A 20,003-nucleotide genomic window follows, 5' to 3' on the forward strand; every position below is an offset into this window, starting at 1 on the left:
GACACCTTCCTGACACGCGGTGACGCATCGTCGCGGCCCGCCTTCGGCACGCGGGAAGCCGGTGGCCCGCCGCGGGGGCGTGCGAAGCGCGGTCCGGTCGGCCGCCGCGGCAAGGGACACATCCTGGTTTCCGGTGAGCCACCCGGAACACTAGACCGTTATTGGCGTCCCGCCAATAGTTGTTGGCGAGATGGCTGCGAGAGGGCCGGGGAACGCTCGCGGGACACGGGCTTCCGGCGGAGGCGTCAGTGGGATCGCTTGTACTGCGTGAGGAGCGCTTCGAGCCTGCTCACCATGAAGGTGTAGTACTCGTGCATCCGGCGGAGGCGTTCGCGCTGGCGTTCGGGCAGGTCGGTGCTGCGCGCGTGGGCGCTCTCGGCGAGTGCCAGTAGCTCGGCCGTCGCGTCCAGTTGGTGCTGGAGGCAGCCCGCCCAGGCGTCGTCGCGCCATTCGTAGACGTAATGGCGCGAGCCGGGCTGCTTGAACCTCCGGACGGTGCCGTTCTCGACCAGCAGGCGCGTCATCTCCGACATCGAGCCCTTGCTGGCGTCCAGTGCCGCCTGCAGTTCCGCCATGGTCATGGGGGCCTCGCCGAGCATCAGGACGGCCGCGGTGCGCCCGGCCATCGGGGGCCATCCCATCGCGCGGCCGATGCGCAGGCCGAAGTCGTCGATCAGGGCGTTCGCGTCGGCGGGGCCATCGTCGCGGGCGGGGCTCGACACGGCCGGGACTCCCATCGATCAGAAGAAAATGAAAGTTCACTCTTGACTGAACTTTCCCCGAGGAGGCAGTCTACCGGCCAGCAGCGGTCCGGACATCGGCGGATCCGCGCTCCCGAGCCGAACGCAGGAGGTTCGCCGTGACGGACACGGGCTGGGACGTCATCGTCGTGGGGGCGGGGTCCGCGGGCGCGGCCCTCGCCGCCCGCTCGGCCGAGCGCGGCAAGCGCGTCCTGCTCCTGGAGGCCGGGCCCGACTACAGGTCGGCGCAGATGCACGAAGCCTGGCGCTCGCCGAACCCGGCGCGCGCGCTGATGGACCCGGAAGCCGTCGCCGGCCTGGTGTGGGACGGCGTCACCTCGGCCAGGACGGACCGGCAGCCGCAGGCGCCCTACTGGCGCGGCCGCGGCGCGGGCGGCAGCTCGTCGATCAACGGGCAGATCGCGATCCGCCCGCCGATGGAGGACTTCGCGGACTGGGCCGCCGCCGGATGCGCCGGCTGGTCGCCCGAGGACGTCCTGCCGTACTTCGCCCGGCTGGAGGACGACGAGGAGTTCGGCGACGAGCCCTACCACGGGCGCGGCGGCCCGACCCCGATCTTCCGGACGCCGCGGGAGCGGTGGGGCGGCGTGGACGGCGCGCTGGCCGCGGCGGCGCGGTCCGCCGGGCACGCCTGGGCGCCGGACGTGAACGCGCCCGGCGCGGCCGGCGTCTCGCCGTACCCGATCAACTCACGGGACGGGCGCCGCGTCACCGTCAACGACGGCTACCTCGAACCGGCCCGGTCGCTGCCCGGGCTCACCGTCCGCGGCGACGCCCTGGTCGACCGGGTCCTGTTCGACGGCGACCGGGCCGTCGGCGTCCGCGTCCTCACCGCCGGCACGGCGGCGACCGAGTACGCCGGCGAGATCGTGCTCAGCGCCGGGGTGATCCATTCGCCCGCGATCCTGCTCCGGTCGGGGATCGGCCCGGCCGCGGACCTGCGCCGCCTCGGCATCGAGGTGCGGGCGGACCTCCCCGTCGGGCGCGGGATGCAGGACCACCCGATGGTCGTCGTCGCGCTGCCGCTGACCGCCGAGGCCGCGGTCAGGACGGCCGACGACCGCCACACCAACGTCTGCGTCCGCTACAGCAGCGGCGCCCCCGGGCTCGTCCACGACATGATGTTCGTGTCGCTGAACATGAACGTGCTGGCCATGGAGAGCGCCGACACCAGGTTCCCGATGGGCGGCTTCGGCGTGTGGCTCAACCAGAACCACTCGCGCGGCGCCCTGACCCTGACGTCCGCCGACCCCCGGGTCCAGCCCGAGGTGCGGGAGCGGATGCTGTCGGACGAGCGCGACCTGGCGCGCCTGCGCGACGGCGTCCGCGCCCTGGTCGAGCTGGCGCGCGGCCCCGAGGCCGCCGCCGTCGTCGCCGGGTCGGTCGAGGCCGCCAACGCCCGCCTGTTCGAGGTCCTGGACGACGACGCGGCGCTCGGCGACCACCTGCTGGCCACCGCGGTGGACGCCCAGCACGGCACCAGCACCTGCCGGATGGGGGCGGCGGGCGACGACTCCGCGGTGGTGGACCCGTCCTGCCGCGTCCGCGGGTTCGAGGGGCTGCGCGTGGTGGACGCCTCGGTCTTCCCGTCCGTCCCGCGGGCCAACACCAACCTGGCATCGATCATGGTCGGCGAGCTCATGGCCGACCGCCTCGCCTGACCCCCGGACGCAACGGACCCGGCAAGGAGCACCGTCCAGTGAAGACTCTGCAGAACCTTATCGGCGGACGCCCGGCGGACACCCGCGGCGACGCCTTCCACGAGGTGGTCGACCCGGCGACCGGGGAGGCCGTCGCCCGCTGCCCCAGCGGCTCGCCGGAGGACGTCCGCCTGGCCGTGGACGCCGCCGCCGAGGCGGGGCCGGCCTGGGCGGCGCTGCCCGTCGCCGAGCGGGTGGCCCGGCTGACCCGGTGGGCGGACGCGGTGGCCGGGCACGCCGCCGAGCTCGCCGAGATCGAATGCCGCGAGATGGGCAAGCCCGTCGCCCTCGGCACGGCCTTCATCGGCGGCGCGGCGCTCGCGTTCAAGGCCGCCGTGACCGAGGCCCTCGACTACCCCTTCGAGGAGACGGTCGCCGGGCCGGACGGCGGGACCACCGCCATCCTGCGCACCCCGGTCGGCGTCGCCGCGGTCATCGTCCCGTGGAACTTCCCGGTGGCGATGACGCTCGGCGCGATCGGCCCGCTGCTCGCCGCGGGGAACACCGTCGTGCTCAAGCCGTCCGAGCGGTCGCCGATGTCGGCGGTGCGGCTGCTCGAACTGGCGGACCTGCCGCCCGGCGCGGTGAACCTCGTCCACGGCGACTCCCGGGCGGGCGTGCCGCTGGTCGCGGACGAGCGGGTCGGGCTCGTCCACTTCACCGGCTCCGTCGAGGCGGGCCGCCAGGTCGGAGCGGAGACCGCCGGGCGGCTGACCCGCGCGATCCTCGAACTCGGCGGGAAGGACCCCGTGGTCGTCGACGCCGGCGTGGACCCGGTCGCCACCGCCGCGGCCGTCGCGTTCGGCGCGTTCGCCAACTCGGGCCAGATCTGCACGTCGATGGAGCGCATCTACGTGCACCAGGACGTCGCCGAGGCGTTCGTCGACGCGCTCGTGGACGCGGCCCGGACCTACACCCTCGGCGACGGCCGCGACGAGTCGACGGTCCTCGGCCCGCTCGTGGACCAGCGGCAGCGCGCCATCGTCGAACGGCACGTCGCCGACGCCGTCGAGCGCGGCGCGAAGGTCCGCATCGGCGGCGAGACGCCCGAGGAAAGGGGCTTCTTCTACCCGGCGACCGTGCTCACGGACGTGGACGACTCCATGCTCGTGATGACCGAGGAGACCTTCGGGCCCCTCGCCCCGGTCGCGGTCGTCGCGTCCTTCGAGGAGGGCCTGGCCAGGGCGGCCAGGACGCGCTTCGGCCTCGCCGCCACCGTCTACACCGACGACCCCGCGCACATGGCCGCCGCCCGCGCGATCCCGGCCGGGGTCGTCTGGGTGAACCGGTGGCAGGGCGGCGGCCCCGAGCGGCTGTACGAGCCGGCGGGCGACAGCGGCATGGGCGCGACCGGGTCCAGGGCCGCCTACGACGCCGCCACCCGTCCCGTCTCGATCCACACCGCCCCCGCGCCCGCCGGGCCGCCGGGCGAGAGTTCGCATTGATGATGCCGTGGCCCCCTGCTTAGCTGGAGCCATGATCGGAATGCGCGACTTCGACGAGGCCGACGCCCCCGCGCTGGTCTCGTGGGTCGACGGCCCGGCCGCCCTGGTGATGTGGTCGGGCCCCACCGGGTTCACGTGGCCGCTCGACCGCGCGCAGCTCGCCCGGTACGCGGCCAAGGCCGGTCCGGGGCTCCGGATCTGGACGTTCATCGACGAGGAGCACCCCGCCGAGGCGGTCGCGCACGCGTCGCTGACCGTCGACCCGCAGGGCCGGACGGCCCGGCTCGGACGCGTCCTGGTCGACCCCGCCCAGCGCGGCCGCGGCATCGGGGCGGCGCTGGTCGGAGCCGTCCAGCGGGTGGCGTTCGACGACATGGGCGTGCACAGGCTCGGCCTGGGGGTCTTCGCCCACAACGGCACGGCCATCGCCCTCTACGAGCGGCTGGGGTTCGTCCGGGAGGGGCTGTCCCGGGAGGTCGTCGAGGTGGACGGCGCCTGGTGGTCGTCCATCGAGATGTCGATGCTCGACCGCGAATGGCACGGCCGCGGCCCCGGCGCGACTACGTCGACGCCCGGGCGCTGACGCGGGTCGTGAGCCACTGGTCGATCTCGTCGCGCACGGCGATCAGGTCGTAGGTGCGCTGGTCGACGTTGTCGGCGCGCAGCTCGAACACCGGGATGCCGGCGCGTTCGAGCGTCTCGGTGATGAACCAGCCGCTGCGGGCGTCCTCGCCGACCAGGTGCACGACGCCGTCGACCTGGTGCAGGCGGGCCTCCTTGAGGTACCACTCCGTCGACCACGGCGGCCGGTAGAGCTGGTCGGAGAAGGCGGCGAAACGGGCGGCGAGGGCGCGCATCGGGTCGTCGCCGTAGCGGATGTAGCCGTCGGCGGCGATCGCCAGGTACATCGACCAGACGAACACCGCGCCGTGGCGTTCCTCGAAGTGGCGGTAGAAGTCCATGTCGTACCAGAGGCCGCGGCCGATCCACATCAGCCGGAGGCGCTCGCCGGGGCAGGCGGCCTCGCCGGCCGCGACGCGTTCGGCGACCTCGTCGTGGAAGCGCTTGGCCGCGTCGCGAGCCCAGACGGTGCCGCGGTGCCATTGCGGGATCATGACGCTGGAGATGCTGTCGTCCACGCGCAGCGGGACGGGGCGCGTGCGGGCGATGAGGTCGCGGGTGCGCCGGTTCCATTCCTCCTGCTCGTTGACCAGCGCCATCACCTCGCGGAACCGTGACTCGCGGAAGACGCGGCCGGTGGTGGTCTCCAGGAAGCGCACCAGCCCCTCCAGTTCGGAGACCATCAGGTCGAGGCGGGGGGCGCCGAGCGCGGCCTCCCACTGCCCGGGCATGAGGTCCCACCAGTTGACCGGGACGGTGTCGGCGGCGGCGCTCTCCAGCGGGTAGTACGCGACGCCGTCCTGCTCCTCCCAGATGTCGAAAAGCTTGCGGGAGGCGTCGCCGGTGGTCTCCCCGAGGACGATCGTGGGGCGCGGCAGCCCGCCCCACGGCGGGTCGGGGACCTCCGCGAACGCGGACGCCAGGGACGTGGCGCTGTACTGCTCGGAGTAGTCGGGGTAGCCGTGCTCGCGGAGGGTCCGCAGGTACTCGCCCGTGCGCTGCTTGGCGGCGACGACGGACGCCCACCACTGGTTCACCACGTACGGGATGCCCATCGTCCGGAAGATCTCCTGCGGGGCGTCGGCGTTGACCAGGGCGAAGGGCTCGCCGCCGGCGACGGCCTCGCGGAGTCCGGCGAACCATTCCCGCTGGTGGCGGGTGGCCTCCTCGGAGGAGGTCAGGAGCTTGTTCCGCCGGGCCATCAGAGGGCCTCTCCCTTCGGGCGGGCGGCGCCGAGGGCGCCGGTGATGAGGGGCAGGGCGTCGTCGCCGAGTTCGCCGTAGCGGCGGTGTTCGAGGATCACCGCGGGCACGCCCGCCGCCCGGCGCTGGGCCGGGAAGTCCCAGGCGGGCGCCTCGTCCATGGCGCGGACGTAGGAGACGAGCAGGTCGGGACGCGACCGTTCGGCGATGGCGGCGGTCTGGCGGGCGCGGACCTGGATCGACGACCGCGCGGAGGTCGGTCCCCGGTACTGGTACCGCTCGGCGAGCGCGTCGAGGGTGGGCGCGCCGACGAGGGGGTCGGCGAGCGCGTCGCCCCAGTCGTGGTCGTCGGCGACGATCACATGGCCGGCGTCCTCGATCGCCCGGTACACCGCGGGACCGTCGTGGGCGCTGCCGGTGAGGTAGATCCGCCGTCCGTCGTGGCGGGGGAGGTCGGCCTCGGCGCGCAGCAGCCGGTCGAGGAGCCCCGCGTGGTCGCCGGCCGGGAGCGCGGCGCCGGCGCCGATCGCGATCAGCGCCTCCTCGCCGCGCAGCGCGGGGCGGTCGGCGGTGCGCAGCCGCCGCAGCGCGCGCATCAGCCGCCGGGCCTCGTCGTGCTGCCGGACGGCCTCGGAGAGGTCGTCCTCCCCGATGCGCCGTCCCGACCAGCGTTCGAGCAGTTCCTTGGTCTCCGCGAGCCGGACGCGGTTGTAGCGGGTGGTGGTGCGGTGCGGCAGGTGCAGGATGTCGACGAGGTGCGTGCGCGGCAGAGCGGGCTCGACGCCGAGCCGCTGCAGTTCGCGGACGGTGTAGAACAGGCGCAGGGAGCCCGCGCAGTCGTTGGAGACCAGCAGCAGGTCGAGGTCCGGCTCGCCCCGCAGCAGCCCGGCCAGGATCGAGCGGGACGCGGGGTCCAGGCCGGTGCCGAGGTAGTGGTCGGCGAGGGCGCGGTCGCGGCCGGGGTCGCCGGCGAGCCGCACCGGCAGCGCGCCGGCGGCGGTGACGAGCTCTACGGGGACGTCGGCGCCCACGCACCCGACGACGGGCGCGCCGGTCGCCCGCCACCGCCGGATCGCGGCGGCGCGGTCGTCGTAGGCGTCGCGCAGTTCCTTGAGCGCGGCGGGCACGGCGCTCACAGCACGCCCTCGTCGGCGAGCGCGGCCAGGCGCCCGGCGGAGTAGCCGAGCAGCCCGCCGAGCACCTCCTCGTTGTGCTGGCCGAGGTGGGGCGCCGGACGGTCGAGGCCGGCGCCGGAGACGGAGAACGTGATCGGGATGCCGGGGCCGAGCAGTCCGGTCGGGCCGTGGTCGGGGTGGACGAGCTCGACGACCTCGCGGCGGGCGAGGACGGACGCGTCCCGGACGGCCTCGGCCGGTTCGCGCACCTCCGCGGCCGGCACGCCGTGGTCGGCGAGCCGCTTGACCACCTCCGCCCGGGCCAGCCCGGACGTCCAGGACCGGATCATGTCGTGCAGGTCCGCGGCGTTGCGGACGCGCCGGTCGCGGGTGGCGAAGCGGTCGTCGCCGGCCAGGTCGGCACGGTCCATCGCGGCGAAGACCCCGCGGGCGAACGCGTCGGTCGGGCCGCACAGGGCGATCCAGCCGTCGGCCGCCGGGAACACGCCGAACGGCGCGAGCCGCGGCACCGTCGCCCCGGTGCGGGCCGGCAGCCCCATCGCCTCGAAGGCGTCGAACGGCTCGCACGCCAGCAGGGAGGTGAGCGCGCCGAGCATCGACACGTCGACGTGCTGGCCTTCGCCGGTGCGGTCGGCGTGCAGGACGGCGGCGAGGGTGCCGACGACCGCGTACAGCGGGGCGAGCAGGTCGCCGACGGGCAGGCCGAACCGCACCGGCGGGTCGCCCGGCTCACCGGCCGTCATCATCACGCCGCTCAGCGCCTGGATGATGGTGTCCATCGCCTTGCCCGTCCCGGACCCGCCGCCCTGGGCGCCGAACCCGCTGATCGAGGTGTAGACGATCCGGGGGTTGGCGTCCCGCGCGGCCCGGTAGCCGACGCCGAGCCGGTCGGCGGTGCCGGCGGCGTAGTTCTCGACCACCACGTCGGCGTGCCGGACCAGGTCGGCGAAGACCTCGCGGCCCCGCGGCTTCTTGAGGTCGAGGGTGATGCTCTTCTTGTTGCGGCCGCGGGTCAGCATCGACACCGACATGTCCCGGGCGTCGCCGCGTTCGGCGGCCGGTCCGTCCGCGCGGGCGTAGGGGGAGTTCCCGCGCGAGGCGTCCCCGCCGGCCGCCGGATTCTCGATCTTGATGACGGTCGCGCCGAGGCCGGCCAGCAGCAGGGTGGCGTAGGGGCCGGCGAGCGCGGTCGTCAGGTCCAGGACGGTCCTGCCGTCCAGCGGTCGTGCCGTCATCGTGCGCTCCCGTCCACGCCGGTCAGTTCGATCTCGGTGTCGCCGCGCCACCGCGTCGCGGTGTCGAGCCCGGCGCGGCGTCCGATGTCGGCGATGTAGCCGGCGACGTCCTCGCCGCCTTCGCCGCGCCGGCGCGGCACGGGACGTCCGCGGTCGTCGATCCGGCAGGGCACGTAGCCCGCGCCGGTGATGCCGGACGCGCCGAAGCGCAGGGTGGCGATGGCGGTGTTCCGGCTCTCCGGATGGAACGGGTAGTACGGCATGTCCGGGTCGGGCGCGAAACCGTAGAGCTCGACGCGGCGGCGCGCCCAGGCCTCGATCTCGGCGCTGTCGCCGCCGGTCGGGGTGAGGGCGCGGGTGACGGTGACGAAGTTGCCGAGGCCGTGGTAGACCGGGCGGCCGCGGTACACCTCGATGCCGCGCATGATGTGCGCGTGGTGGCCGACGACCGCGTCCGCGCCCGCGTCGATCGCGGCATGCGCGACCGGCCGCTCGTACATGGCGATCGCCGCCGGGGTGTGGCCCACGCCCTTGTGGAAGGCGACCAGGACGGCGTCGGCCTCGGCGCGCGCGGCCCGCACGTCGTCGGCGAGGCGGTCCAGGTCGTCGGGCTCGGCGAAGGTGTAGACGCGCGGCGGCCCGCCGGGGCTCGCGTGGTCGAGCTCGTAGTGGGTCATGACGTGGACGTAGGCGCACCCGGCCTTGGTGGACGTCGCCCACGACTCGCGAGGGCCGACGCAGTTGTAGCTGAGCACGGCCAGCCGCACCCCGCCGCGTTCGACGACGGCCGGGCGGCGGGCCGCCGGCAGGTTCGGGCCCGCTCCGGTGGTGGCCAGCCCGTTGGCCTCCAGGTGCCGGATCGTGTCGGCGATGCCGGTCGCGCCGGCGTCGTAGATGTGGTTGCCCGCGAGGGTCGCGACGCCGAACCCCGCGCCGGGCAGCGCCGCCAGGGCGGCGGGGTCGGCGGGCGGGGCGGGCACGTCGGTGCTGGTCCGCTCGGTGGAGTCCGAGTGCGGGACCTCGATGTGGGCGACCGCGACGTCCGCGCCCAGCAGGGTCTCGCGCGCCGGGTCGAAGAACGAGGCGGGGCCGGGCTCGTCGAGGATGACGTCGCCGACGGCCATGACGGTGATCTCCGCGCTCATGCGCCGGCCCCGGTCGAGGTCCCGGCCCCTGCTGCGTACGGTGCGGCGGTCAAGGGCTCGGCGACGCCGTTCAACTCGTCCACGAACACGCGCACCTCCCGGACGAGCCGCTCCGGGCTCTCTGTGCCGATGAAATGGCCCTCGTCCTCGAACAGCACGGCCTTGGCGCACGGCACCGAGCGCGCGGCGCGCAACGCCGACTCGGGCGAGATGACCCCGTCACGCATCGCCGCGAGGATCAGCACGGGGACGCGGATGCCGCGCAGCACCTCCGCCAGGTCCTCGTCGGTCCGCGCGTCCGGGAACGGCTTGCCCTGGTTGATGAGGGTCTCCCGCTCCGGCTGGGCGAGATACTGCTCGACCCGGCGCGCGATCTGCTCCTCCCGCTTCGCGCGGCGTACCGGGTCGCCGGTCGGCCCGTACATGATCCGGAGCTGCTCGGCGACGACCCCGGGGGAGCGGCGGTTCTCGATCATCCGGCGGCGCCCGGCGGACGACGCGGTGCCGCCGTCGCGGTCGTGCGGGGTGCCGACCACCGAGATCAGCGCCTTCAACCGCTCGGGCCGGCGGGCCGCCAGGTGCCAGCCGATCCCGCCGCCGTGGGAGATCCCGGTGTAGATGAACCGGTCGACTCCGAGCCGGTCGGCGAAGGCGCGGACGTCGTCGGCCCACTGGTCGAGCCAGCCCTGCGCGGGCGGCTCGTCGGGGTGGCTGGACCGGCCGTAGCCGCGGGCCTGGATCGTGTACACGTGGTAGCCGGTGGGCGGCGCGGCCAGGCAGGCCGGGTACGCGCCCGGGTCGAACGCCATCGCGCACGACAGGACGACCTCGTCTCCGTCGCCGTACTCGTCGTAGTACAGCTCGGCGTCCGCTATCTGCATCAAAGGCATGGGGAGCTCTCCTCATCGTCGGGCCGGTGGTCCGGCGTCGACCGTGGTCCGGTGGGGGCGAGGAACAGCCGGATCTGCTCGATCAGCGGCTCCGGCTCCTCGTCCAGAAGCGTGGTGTGGCCGTGGTCCTGGAACAGGACGAGGCGGGCGCCGGGGACGGCGGCGGCCGCCCGCAGGTTGTCCTCGGGCCGGCAGAGCCGGTCCTGGATCCCGCCCGCGACCAGGACGGGGATGTCGATGGTGCGCAGCGCGTCCGCGACCTCGGCGTCGGTGCGCAGGTGGGGGAGGGCGACGCCGGCCCGCGGCAGGGCGCCCTGGGCGAGCGTTTCCAGGCCCTTCAGATAGGACTCGCGCGCTCTCTCGCGCCGCCGCAGCCGGACCGGATCGGACGTGGGCGGACGCATCGACGCGAAGACCTCCTCGGCCAGCCGCCGGTCGCGGACGGCGGCCCTGCGCTGCTCCCACCCGGACGGCGGCCGGGACCCGCCGTCACGTCCGTGCGGCGCGCCGACGACCGAGATCAGCGCCCGGAGGCCCGGCGGGCGATCGAGCGCCAGGTGCCAGCCGACGACCGCGCCGTGCGACGCTCCGGCGTAGACGTAGTCCGTCTCGCCGAGGGCCTCGGCCACGCGGGCGACGTCCAGTGCCCACCGCCGGTACCAGCCGTCGCCCAGGTCCTCGTGCGGGCGCGACGTGCCGTCGGTCCCGCGCAGTTCCAGGGACAGCACGTTCCAGCCCGGGGTGCCGGCCAGCATCCGCAGCCACAGCGGACGGGACGGGCCGCCCGGTCCCTGGTGCGCCGCGATGACCGTCCGCGCGCCGCGGCCGAGCCGCGTCCAGCGCAGGTCGGCGCCGTCCACCCGCACCGCGCCCTCGGCGGCCCGCGCGTCCCCCGTCGCGCGCGTGTCTCCGGCCGGCGGCGGGCCGGCGGCCGCACGGCGGGTCATGGCGCCAGCTCCTTCATCAGCCGGTCCCGGACGCCCTCGGCCGCGCTGTCGACCGTCGAGACGATCCGCCCGAGCTTGAGGACGGCCACGCGGTCGGCGACCCGCAGGCTGAGGTCGACGTTCTGCTCCGCCATGAGCAGGGACGTGCCCCGCCGCTCCCGTTCGGCCCGCAGGACGTCGCCGACCGTGTCGACGACGCTGGGCTGCAGGCCGTCGCTGATCTCGTCGATGATCAGCAACCGCGGTTCGCGGAGCAGCGCCAGGGCGAGCACGAGCATCTTCTGCTCCCCGCCGGACAGCGTGCCGGCGGTCTGCCAGAGCCGCTTCTCCAGCACCGGGAAGTACGCGAGCACCTCCTCGCGCCGTTCCGCCTTGTGGCCGCGGCGGGCGTGCATCGTGGCCGCCTGAAGGTTCTCCGCGACGGTCAGGTCGGCGAACAGGTTCCCCTCCTGGGCGGCGTAGCCGACGCCGAGGCGCACGATCCGGTGCGGCGCGCGGCCGGTGATGTCGGCGCCGCCGACGCGGACCGCGCCGGCGGCCCGCCCGGCATGGCCCATGATCGCCTTGAGCAGCGTCGTCTTGCCCATGCCGTTGCGGCCGACGACCGCGAGCGCCTCGCCGGGGGCGACGTCGAACGTCACGCCGTGGATGACGGTCGCGGCGCCGTACCCGGCGTCGAGGTCCCGGACGTGCAGGTCGAGGGTCTCCGCGGTGTCCGCGCTCATCGGACCGCCGTCCCGAGGTAGGCGCTGCGCACGACCTCCGAGCCCCGGACGGTCTCGGGCGGGCCGTCCTCGATGACGCGGCCGCCGTGCAGCACCACGACGCGGTCGGAGACCCGGATGACGAAGTCGAGGTCGTGTTCGATGAGCACGACCGCGATCCCGATGTCGCGCAGGTGCTCCAGCACCCGGCCGATGTCGTGGCGCTCGTGGGCGGTCAGGCCGGCGGTGGGCTCGTCCAGGATGATCACGCGGGGCCGCGCCGCGACGGCCATCGCCACCTCCAGGCCCTGCCGCAGGCCGTGCGAGAGGTCGGACGACAGGGTGCCGGCCCGCCCGTCCAGCCCGGCGATCCGCACGATGTCGACCACGGCCGGGGCGACCTCGACGGTCGCGCTGCGCCGCCACGGCGAGGGCGGCGCGCCGCGCCGGTCGGCGAGCAGCAGCGCCTCGGCCACGGTGAGGCTGGCGAAGACGGACGGGATCTGGAACTTGCGTCCCACGCCCGCGCGGGCGATCCGGTGCGCCGCAGGGCGCTCGCCGAGCCGGTGCCCCGGCAGGAGGTACTCGACCTCGCCCTGCGCCCGCAGCCGCCGGTCGGTGACGACGCTGGTCAGCGTCGACTTGCCGGCGCCGTTGGGGCCGACGACGCACAGCAGCTCCCCGGCGACGACGTCGAGGGTGACGCCGTCCAGCACGCGCAGGGACCCGTAGCCGAACACCAGGTCGCGGATGCGGATCACCGGCCGCCCGCCGCCGGGTTCCCCGGCGGGAGGGCCGGGCCGGGCGGGCGCGGCGGTGACGGCGCGGCCGCGCGGCGGGTACCGGCGGGAGAGCAGCCGCCCGGCGAGCCGGACGAGCGGGCCGATGAGCCCGCCGGGGACGAACACCACGACGGCGATCAGCAGCGCGCCCTCGATGATCGTCCATTGGGCGGGGAAGTGCTCGTTCAGCTTGGCGCCGGCCAGGCTCATCACGATCGCGCCGATCATCGGGCCGACGATGGTGGCGCGGCCGCCGACGGCGACCCACACCAGCATCGAGGTGGCGAGCGTGAAGCCGAACTGGCCGTCGTTGGCGACGCCGGTCATCATCGCGAACACCGCCCCGGCGAGCGCGGTGACGGCGGCGCCCGCCGTGAACACGCCGATCTTGACGTTGACGTCGTTGTAGCCGAGGTAGCGGGCCCGCGGCGCGTTGTCGCGGACGGCCCGCATCAGCAGCCCGAAGTCGCTGCGCACGACCACCAGCGCCACCGCGACCGTCACGGCCAGCAGCGCGGCGGTGATGTAGTACCAGCCGAGCGGTGTGACGTTCTGGAGGTTGAAGCCGAACAGCCCGTTCTCGCCGCCGCCGAGCGCCGGCGTCTGGTCGTAGACGGTGACGGCGGCCGTGGCGAGCGCGAGCGTCACCACGACGATGTAGAAGTCGTTCGAGCGGCGCGACGACAGGCACAGCCGCGCGACGATCGCGGCCAGGGCGGTCGCGGCGGCGACCCCGACCAGCGTGCCGAGGGCGTAGCGTCCGAACGAGCCGTGCACCTCGGTGACCAGCCCGACGTCGGACAGCACCGTGGTGGCATGGCCGACCGACAGCGCGCCGATGCCGAACCAGAGGGCGTGCCCGAGGTCGGGGACGCCGGCGTACCCCCACACGAAGTCCAGGCTCACCGCGACGATCGCGTACAGGAACGCCTGGGCGAGGAGTTGCTGGTAGTAGGTGCCGGTGAGGTACGGCGCCACCAGCACGACCACGGCCGCCGCCGCCGTCGCGATGACGACCGGCCTAGACATGGGCCCTCCTGAACCGCCGCAGGTCGATGCCGTCCGGCAGGAGGCCGAGCACGATGACGGCCACGGCGATGACGGCCACGGTCGCGTACGCGGGCTTCGACCAGTAGGCGAACCCGACCTGCACGACCGACAGGGTGATGCCGGAGATGACCAGGCCGTGCAGCGTCCGGCCGGACATCATCACCGCGAGGAACGCGGGGATGAGCAGGCTGCCGGCGAAGTTCGGGTCGATCCCGGAGATCGGGCCGAGCAGGACGCCGACGAACCCGGCGAGCGCGCAGCCGAGCACGAACGTCGCCTGCCGGACCAGCAGCGTGTTGATGCCGCTGTCCTCGGCGAGGTCCGGGTCGGCCATGCACATCCGCACCCGGAGCCCGACGCGGGTGAAGCGGGTCAGCGCCCACATCGCCGCCACCAGAAGGATCGCCGCCGCCACCAGCAGCACCCGGTACTTCTGCCAGGTGGTGCCGAACAGGTGGAACGAACCGTGCAGCGGCGTCGCCATGACGCGGCTGTCCGGGCCGTACCGCAGCGTGATGAGCTGGGTCAGGATCAGCGACAGGCCCCAGGTCGCGAGCATCGTCTCCAGCATCCGCTCCCGGATGCGGCGCAGCAGCAGCGTCTCGGCGGCGGCGCCGATCAGGCCGGCGAGCACCGCGGCGGCGAGCGCCCCCGTCCAGAAGCCGAGCCGGGGCCCGACCTCCAGCCCGGTGTAGACGCCGACGGCCATGAAGCCCGTCTGGGCGAGGTTGACGATGTGCATCAGGCCTAGCACGATCGCCAGCCCCATCACGACCAGCAGCGTGGTCGCGCTCGTGTTGATCATGCTGATGAGTACGGTCATGCCGGCCCCCGCCCGCTCACTGCCGGCACCCGACGGACGGGTCCGCGGACGGGACGGTCTGCAGCACCGACGAGGCGGCGCCGTCCGCGCCGACCTTCCAGATGCGCATCGGCATCGTCACGTAGCGGTTCGCGCCGGCCGTGAGCGTGCCGCTCGGCGTGTCGGTGGCCGCCGACGACAGGGCCTTCCCGATGGCCGCGGACGTCGGCTTCGCGCCCTTGGGCAGGCCGTCGAGCGCCTTGCCGACCAGCGCCATCCCCTGGTAGGGGAGGATGGCGTCACCCGGGTTCACCTTCGGCGCCGCCGCCTTGAGCGCCGCGACGTAGGCGGTGTTGGCGGCGTTCTGCGCGGACGGGTCGTAGGGGCCGGCGTAGACGACGCCCGCCGCCGCGGAACCGAGCGCCCGGGCGGTTTTGGTGACCATCTGCATGTCGCCCTGGACCAGCTTCTTCGTGCCCGCGTTCGCGGCGAACTGCTTGTGGTAGGTGATGTTGTCGCCCGCGACGACCGCGCTGAACACCGTGTCGGCGCCGGACGAGACGATCTTGGAGATGTCCGGCGAGAAGTCGGAGGTGCCGAGCGGCTCGTAACCGGTGCCGACGACCGTGCCGCCGTGCGCCTCGACCTGCGACCGCACGATGGCGAAGGTCGCCTTCGGCGAGGCCGAGTCGGTGCCCACCAGGTAGAACCTCTTCGAACCGTGCGCGAGCAGGTACTCGATGAGCGGCAGCGCCGCCTGCTTGGGGGAGGGGCCGTAGTTCCACATGTTCGGGAAGCAGAACTCGGTCGCGCCGGTGGCGAACGAGACGTACGGGATCTTCCGTGCGGCGGCGACGGCCCGGCACGCCTGCGCGTTGGCGGCGGGCTGCCCGGCCACGATCAGGTCGACGTGGTCCTGGTTGACGAAGCGCTGGCACACCTGCGTCGAGGTGGCCGGATCGCTGGCGTCGTCGCCCTTCTTCAGGACGAGCTTCCGGCCGCCGGACTTCTCGTGGACCTTGACGGCGCTCTCGACGCCGCCGGTGAAGCCCCCCGCGTAGAGCGCGGCGGTCCCGGACAGCGGTGCGATGTAACCGATCTTGATGGTCGAGCCGTCGCCGCCCGCCTCGCTCGTCCCGCACGCGGTGAGGGGGAGCAGCAGCGAGGCGGCGGCCGCACCGAGCATCCGCGCACGGGACCTCGGTGGACGGGACGGCGGCGTGGTGAGGGTGGATGGACGGCTTCTCCCGGTGTTGGCGAACATCCGGGTACCTCCTTGGTGACGCGACGCCGCGTAGGGCGCGAAGGAGTGCGTGGGGTGGGGTGCTCGATGCCGCGGACGTCACCGCCGTCACGGCATGCGGGAAGGGCGGGCGCGCGCGCATGGCGCGCCGCGTCGAACGGGTGGGTCAGAGGGATGGGCGGTGCCCGCGAGGGGCGGGCGGGAGGCGGCCTCGGCGGCCGGTCACCACCAGACGTCGCGGTGGGCGTCCTCGACCACCTCGACGAGCCGGGCGACGGACGGCGCTTCGAGGTCGTCGAAGCGCAGCGGCCGGCCGTCCCGGTGGGCGCGGACGGTGCCCAGCGCCAGGTCGGCGAACTGGGCGGTCACCGCGTCGAGGCCGAGCGCGCCGTCGGCCTTGTACCACTGGGTGACCAGCGTGGTCGAGCGCATCAGCGCGATCCGCGCCAGCGACGCCGACCCGAAGGCGAACACGCCCTCCGCCCGGCCGCGGGTCAGGACGCCGGTCCACAGCCGGTTCGTGAGCGCGCGCTGGCGGCTGATCGCCGGATGGTCGGACCAGTCGCGCGCGTGCAGCTCCTGCTGCAGCAACTGGCCCATCTGCGGATGCTTGACGGGGATGATGATGTGGACGCCGATCAGGGCGGCGAGCTGCTCCTCCGGGCGGTCGACGATCGCGCAGGCGTTCTCCAGCGCCTGGCCGTGCCTGCTGAGCCCCTCCAGCACGAGGTCGCTCAGGGCCTCGTCCTTGGAGCTCAGGTAGTGGTAGAGCATCGAGGTGCTCACGCCGGCGTGCGCGCCGATCTCGCGGATCCCGGTCGCGTGGAACCCCTTCTGGGAGAAGAGCTCCAGCGCCGCCTGCGAGAGCCGGACGCTGGCGGGCGCGCCGTCCGCGGTCCGGCGGCCGCGCCGCCCCCGCGCCGCCCCTTCGGCGTTCCCGCTCATCCGGCCTCCTCGATGCGCTGCGGATTCCGGTCGATCGATCGGTCGATCGAACCGTTGCCGCCGACCGTATCTATCGATCGATCGATCGGTCAATAGGGTCGCCGACGCCGGTGCCGGAAAGCGGGCGGGATCGTCCCGCTCGAACGCCGCCGCTCGCGGGTGACGCGAACGTGATCGCGATGTCGGCGCGGGCCGGCGCCCGGGGCGAGAAAGTCGGCGGGGTGGGGCCGCTTATGTTGGAGTGGTGGGCCCGAGGCTGGTGAACCGGGGGAGGTGAGGCCCATGACCGGGACTCTGCCCGCAGCGTGGATCTCGGGCGCCGACGGCGATCTGATCCGTGCCGATGCGATCGTGGTCCTGCGTCTGGACAGGACCGGGCGGCTGACGGCGCAGCTGCGCGACGAGGCGAAGGTCAGCGTGACCCTCCTGGAGGGCGCGCCCGGTGGCGGCCACCCGCCCGCAGACTTCCACCGCGAGCTGGCCCGGATGATCGCCGAGGCGGCGGCCTCCGGGAGCACGCAGTTGATCAGCGCGCGGCATGTGGACGGCGCGTGGCGCTGGGTTAGCGAACCTTTGTAGGCGGTGCGCGCGCGGGGCGTTCAGGAGACGATCAGGAAGACCGCGGCGATGACCGCGCAGACGGCGACCACCGCCACGGCCATGCCGCCGGCGAGGCCCCTCATCAGCCCGAGGTACTCGTCCTTGATCGTCATGCGCTCGTCGCCCCTCGCCCGAGCCGGGCTCATGGACGGGCGGCGGAGACGTCGCAGGAGGCGAGGATCTCCCGTGGCAGCGGATCGCCGGCCTCGGCCGTCCTGCCCAGGGCCTCCTCAGCGCAGGACCGGGGCGTCTCGGGCGGGATGACCAAGAGGAGGAGCGGCTCGTCACGGCCGCACGCGACCGCGACCATGTGGTCCAGATGGGGAAGCCAGCCCACCCTGATCGCGTGGCCGAGGGCGGTGATGCGGAGCGGGACGTGGTCCCAGTCGTCGAAGTCGATGGTCAGGCGGGTGGCCATGCCCAGCCGGTCGGCCAGGGCGATCACCAGCTCGGGGAGTTCGGCGGCCGCGTCGCGCGACCGGGGCCACCAGCCGCCGTCCATGATCCCGCGCCCGGTGCCGTCCGGCCGCAGGCGCAGCCGGGGCGTCGGCGGCGGGATCAGGGGCGGCACGGCCGTGCCGGGAAGGTGGGCGAGTCGAGTGCTCTGGCGGGCCATCTCGAAGGGCCCCATTCTCGGTCCGGTGAGGACCGGGTCGTGATCCCCGAGGACGGCGCCGGCAAGGCGGCCCGCGCGCGAAATGCCCTCGATCAACCAGCCTACGCCATGTGCCCGGGCAAAACCCTGCCGCGTCCCTGATCGGACCGCGGATTTCGGGGCAACCACGGTAATGGGCACCACTGAACCAACGGGCAACATCGAAACCAGGGGGAGCACACGATGAGCGGCTGGACCAGTCAGGAACTGGAGACGATCGCGAACGCCGACGAACTGCAGATCGCACCGGACCAGGACGACGGCGGGCGGCGCGGCCCCACCACGATCTGGGTGGTCGGCGACGGCGACGAGCTCTACGTCCGCTCCTACCGCGGCGGCCAGGGCACCTGGTACCGCACCGCCCGCGCCACCGGCCACGGCCGCATCAGCTCCGGTGGCGTCACCAAGGACGTCACCTTCACCGACGCGGCCGGCGACCCCGACCTCAACGCCCGCCTCGACACGGTCTACCGCACCAAGTACGGCCGCTACGCCCGCCAGTACGTCGATCCCATGGTCGCCGACACCGCCCGCGCCACCACCCTGAAACTCACCCCGCGCTGAACGGCCGCCGCGGCGGGACCACCGCCGGCGCAAGGGCCCGCCGGAGAATCCAGCAGGATGACCGCCGTGCGGCGATCTTCAACACCGTCACCGGCGGCCGATCTTGTCGAGTTCTGCGAGATCGTCTGGGGAGAGCCGCAGAGTCGCGCCCGCGACGTTCTCGTGCAGGTGGGCCGCTGACGAGGTGCCGGGGATGAGCAGGATGTTCGGCGACCGCTGGAGCAGCCAGGCCAGGGCGACGGACATCGGCGACGCGCCCAGCCGGCCGGCCACGGCGGAGAGCGCCGAGGACTGCAGCGGGCTGAAGCCGCCGAGCGGGAAGAAGGGCACGTAGGCGATGCCCTCTTCGGCGAGCTCGTCGATCAGCTCGTCGTCCTGCCGGTAGGCGAGGTTGTACATGTTCTGCACGCACACGATCGGTGCGATCGCGCGTGCCTCCGCGACCTGCTCGGCCGTCGCGTTGCTCACGCCGAGGTGCCGGATCAGGCCCTGCCGCTGGAGTTCGACGAGCGTTCCGAGGGGCGCGGCGAGCGAGCCGGGCCGGGGCCCCTGAGCGTCGCCGAGCCGGAGATCGACCAGGTCGAGCGCCTCGAGGCCGAGATCCTCGAGGTTCTCGTGGACGGCGCGGCGCAGGTCCTCGGGTTCGCGGGCCGGGGGCCAGCCGCCCTGCCGGTCGCGGTCGGCGCCGACCTTGGTCGCGATGTGCAGCGCCTCGGGGTAGGGGTGCAGCGCTTCGCGGATGAGCCGGTTGGTGAAGCGCGGCCCGTAGGCGCCGGCGGTGTCGATGTGCGTGATCCCGAGGTCCCTGACCTCGCGGAGGACGGCGAGCGCGGCGTCGCGGTCGGCCGGCGGGCCCATGACCCCGGGGCCGGCGAGCTGCATGGCGCCGTAGCCGAACCGGGAGACCGTCAGGTCGCCCAGGGTCCAGGTGCCGCCGGGGAGGGAAGGGGAGGACATTCGCTACCTCTGTCTCTGGTGGTGTGCTGGTAAAGGGCCTTGCGGCTCCTCGGCCAGCCTCGGGGAGTAACGTTCTGAAAGGAAGTAGGCACCTGAAAGTGCGTATCGAACCCTGAGGGCGTGAAGGAGCGGGCAGTGGCGACGACGACGGCGGCCCAGCAGCGGGCACGGTCCAAGGTGGAGTACGACGCGTTCCTCGCGGCGTGTCCGAGCCGCGACCTCCTCAACCGGATCTCCGGCAAATGGGTCGCGCTGATCCTCTCCGCCCTCGGCAGCGGCGGTCCGCGCCAGGTGGACGGCGAGTGCGCGGGCGAACCCCGGGCGATGCGCTACTCGGAGCTGTCGCGCATGCTGGCGGGCGTCAGCCAGAAGATGCTCACCCAGACGCTGCGCTCGCTGGAGCGCGACGGACTCGTCAGCCGCACCGTGGTGCCCACCGTGCCCGTCACGGTCACCTACGAGCTGACCGACCTGGGCGTCTCGCTGCACCGCATGGTGCGCGGCCTGAAGACCTGGGCCGAGACCCACATGGACGACGTGATCGCGAACCGCGCGGCGTACGACACCGGGACCGGCTGAACGGCGTCCCGCCGGCGCCGGCGCGGCGGCGCGGCCGGAG

The 20,003-nt window shown here is 73.8% G+C and carries 20 protein-coding genes; 6 read left to right on the forward strand and 14 right to left on the reverse strand.

The genetic code is table 11. The features are described 5' to 3' along the window. Nucleotides 1–245 precede the first annotated feature (245 nt). Nucleotides 246–722: a hypothetical protein gene (locus amrb99_RS10600; protein WP_347256622.1), complete on the reverse strand. Its 477-nt coding sequence runs from the start codon at nucleotides 720–722 to the stop codon at nucleotides 246–248. 137 nt (nucleotides 723–859) lie between these two features. Between amrb99_RS10600 and amrb99_RS53070 the strand changes: the two genes are divergently transcribed. Genes amrb99_RS53070 through amrb99_RS10615 form a run of 3 tightly spaced genes read left to right on the forward strand, consistent with a single transcriptional unit; the run spans nucleotide 860 to nucleotide 4,489 of the window. Further along, nucleotides 860–2,422, forward strand: a complete 1,563-nt coding sequence (locus amrb99_RS53070) for a GMC family oxidoreductase N-terminal domain-containing protein (protein WP_190855380.1) — start codon at nucleotides 860–862, stop codon at nucleotides 2,420–2,422. 38 nt (nucleotides 2,423–2,460) lie between these two features. Beyond that, the gene (locus amrb99_RS10610; protein WP_190855382.1) at nucleotides 2,461–3,906 is read left to right on the forward strand and encodes an aldehyde dehydrogenase family protein; all 1,446 of its coding nucleotides are present in this window, start codon (nucleotides 2,461–2,463) and stop codon (nucleotides 3,904–3,906) included. Nucleotides 3,907–3,937: 31 nt separating this feature from the next. After that, on the forward strand, nucleotides 3,938–4,489 hold the full coding sequence (locus amrb99_RS10615) for a GNAT family protein (protein ID WP_190855385.1): 552 nt from the start codon (nucleotides 3,938–3,940) through the stop codon (nucleotides 4,487–4,489). On the opposite strand, the gene amrb99_RS10620 is transcribed toward amrb99_RS10615, so the two are convergent. The 11 genes from amrb99_RS10620 to amrb99_RS10670 all read right to left on the reverse strand — a co-directional run bounded on the left by amrb99_RS10620 (nucleotide 4,467) and on the right by amrb99_RS10670 (nucleotide 16,608). After that, nucleotides 4,467–5,729, reverse strand: a complete 1,263-nt coding sequence (locus amrb99_RS10620; protein WP_190855387.1) for a 2-hydroxyacyl-CoA dehydratase family protein — start codon at nucleotides 5,727–5,729, stop codon at nucleotides 4,467–4,469. The two genes, amrb99_RS10615 and amrb99_RS10620, sit on opposite strands and share 23 nt — an antisense overlap. Continuing rightward, entirely contained in the window at nucleotides 5,729–6,865 is a 1,137-nt protein-coding gene (locus tag amrb99_RS10625) for a 2-hydroxyacyl-CoA dehydratase family protein (RefSeq protein WP_347256623.1), read from the reverse strand. The genes amrb99_RS10620 and amrb99_RS10625 overlap by 1 nt, the downstream gene beginning before the upstream one ends. After that, nucleotides 6,862–8,100 (reverse strand): CoA transferase, encoded by a 1,239-nt coding sequence (locus tag amrb99_RS10630; protein ID WP_190855389.1) that lies wholly within the window; start codon nucleotides 8,098–8,100, stop codon nucleotides 6,862–6,864. Before amrb99_RS10630 ends, amrb99_RS10625 begins: the two co-directional genes overlap by 4 nt. Next, entirely contained in the window at nucleotides 8,097–9,245 is a 1,149-nt protein-coding gene (locus tag amrb99_RS10635; protein WP_190855391.1) for a CapA family protein, read from the reverse strand. Before amrb99_RS10635 ends, amrb99_RS10630 begins: the two co-directional genes overlap by 4 nt. Beyond that, on the reverse strand, nucleotides 9,242–10,135 hold the full coding sequence (locus amrb99_RS10640) for an alpha/beta hydrolase (protein WP_190855394.1): 894 nt from the start codon (nucleotides 10,133–10,135) through the stop codon (nucleotides 9,242–9,244). The genes amrb99_RS10635 and amrb99_RS10640 overlap by 4 nt, the downstream gene beginning before the upstream one ends. Then, a complete protein-coding gene (locus amrb99_RS10645; protein ID WP_190855397.1) occupies nucleotides 10,126–11,082 on the reverse strand; it encodes an alpha/beta hydrolase in 957 nt (318 codons plus the stop codon). Before amrb99_RS10645 ends, amrb99_RS10640 begins: the two co-directional genes overlap by 10 nt. Next, nucleotides 11,079–11,807 (reverse strand): ABC transporter ATP-binding protein, encoded by a 729-nt coding sequence (locus tag amrb99_RS10650; RefSeq protein ID WP_190855399.1) that lies wholly within the window; start codon nucleotides 11,805–11,807, stop codon nucleotides 11,079–11,081. The genes amrb99_RS10645 and amrb99_RS10650 overlap by 4 nt, the downstream gene beginning before the upstream one ends. Then, the gene (locus amrb99_RS10655; RefSeq protein ID WP_190855402.1) at nucleotides 11,804–13,597 is read right to left on the reverse strand and encodes an ATP-binding cassette domain-containing protein; all 1,794 of its coding nucleotides are present in this window, start codon (nucleotides 13,595–13,597) and stop codon (nucleotides 11,804–11,806) included. Before amrb99_RS10655 ends, amrb99_RS10650 begins: the two co-directional genes overlap by 4 nt. Continuing rightward, on the reverse strand, nucleotides 13,590–14,441 hold the full coding sequence (locus amrb99_RS10660; protein WP_190855406.1) for a branched-chain amino acid ABC transporter permease: 852 nt from the start codon (nucleotides 14,439–14,441) through the stop codon (nucleotides 13,590–13,592). Before amrb99_RS10660 ends, amrb99_RS10655 begins: the two co-directional genes overlap by 8 nt. Nucleotides 14,442–14,457: 16 nt before the next feature. After that, nucleotides 14,458–15,606 carry an ABC transporter substrate-binding protein gene (locus amrb99_RS10665; RefSeq protein WP_190855408.1) on the reverse strand — a complete coding sequence of 383 codons (1,149 nt, stop codon included), beginning with the start codon at nucleotides 15,604–15,606 and terminating at the stop codon, nucleotides 14,458–14,460. A gap of 279 nt (nucleotides 15,607–15,885) precedes the next feature. Beyond that, complete coding sequence (locus tag amrb99_RS10670; RefSeq protein ID WP_190855411.1) at nucleotides 15,886–16,608, reverse strand: TetR/AcrR family transcriptional regulator; 723 nt, start codon at nucleotides 16,606–16,608, stop codon at nucleotides 15,886–15,888. A 282-nt stretch (nucleotides 16,609–16,890) separates the two neighbouring features. Between amrb99_RS10670 and amrb99_RS10675 the strand changes: the two genes are divergently transcribed. Beyond that, complete coding sequence (locus amrb99_RS10675; protein WP_190855413.1) at nucleotides 16,891–17,187, forward strand: hypothetical protein; 297 nt, start codon at nucleotides 16,891–16,893, stop codon at nucleotides 17,185–17,187. Between the two features lie 163 nt (nucleotides 17,188–17,350). On the opposite strand, the gene amrb99_RS10680 is transcribed toward amrb99_RS10675, so the two are convergent. Continuing rightward, a complete protein-coding gene (locus amrb99_RS10680) occupies nucleotides 17,351–17,839 on the reverse strand; it encodes a DUF5994 family protein (protein ID WP_190855415.1) in 489 nt (162 codons plus the stop codon). Between the two features lie 207 nt (nucleotides 17,840–18,046). Here amrb99_RS10680 and amrb99_RS10685 point away from each other — a divergent pair, with 207 nt between their 5' ends. Further along, nucleotides 18,047–18,427, forward strand: a complete 381-nt coding sequence (locus amrb99_RS10685) for a DUF2255 family protein (protein ID WP_190855417.1) — start codon at nucleotides 18,047–18,049, stop codon at nucleotides 18,425–18,427. 87 nt (nucleotides 18,428–18,514) lie between these two features. Here amrb99_RS10685 and amrb99_RS10690 read toward each other — a convergent pair whose 3' ends face one another. Continuing rightward, nucleotides 18,515–19,384 carry an aldo/keto reductase family oxidoreductase gene (locus amrb99_RS10690; RefSeq protein ID WP_190855420.1) on the reverse strand — a complete coding sequence of 290 codons (870 nt, stop codon included), beginning with the start codon at nucleotides 19,382–19,384 and terminating at the stop codon, nucleotides 18,515–18,517. A 135-nt stretch (nucleotides 19,385–19,519) separates the two neighbouring features. On the opposite strand from amrb99_RS10690, the gene amrb99_RS10695 reads away from it, so the two are divergent. Then, on the forward strand, nucleotides 19,520–19,963 hold the full coding sequence (locus amrb99_RS10695; RefSeq protein WP_190855422.1) for a winged helix-turn-helix transcriptional regulator: 444 nt from the start codon (nucleotides 19,520–19,522) through the stop codon (nucleotides 19,961–19,963). Nucleotides 19,964–20,003: the final 40 nt, after the last annotated feature.

Origin of the sequence: Actinomadura sp. RB99 (assembly GCF_014706005.1) — a bacterium.
Lineage (GTDB): Bacteria > Actinomycetota > Actinomycetes > Streptosporangiales > Streptosporangiaceae > Spirillospora.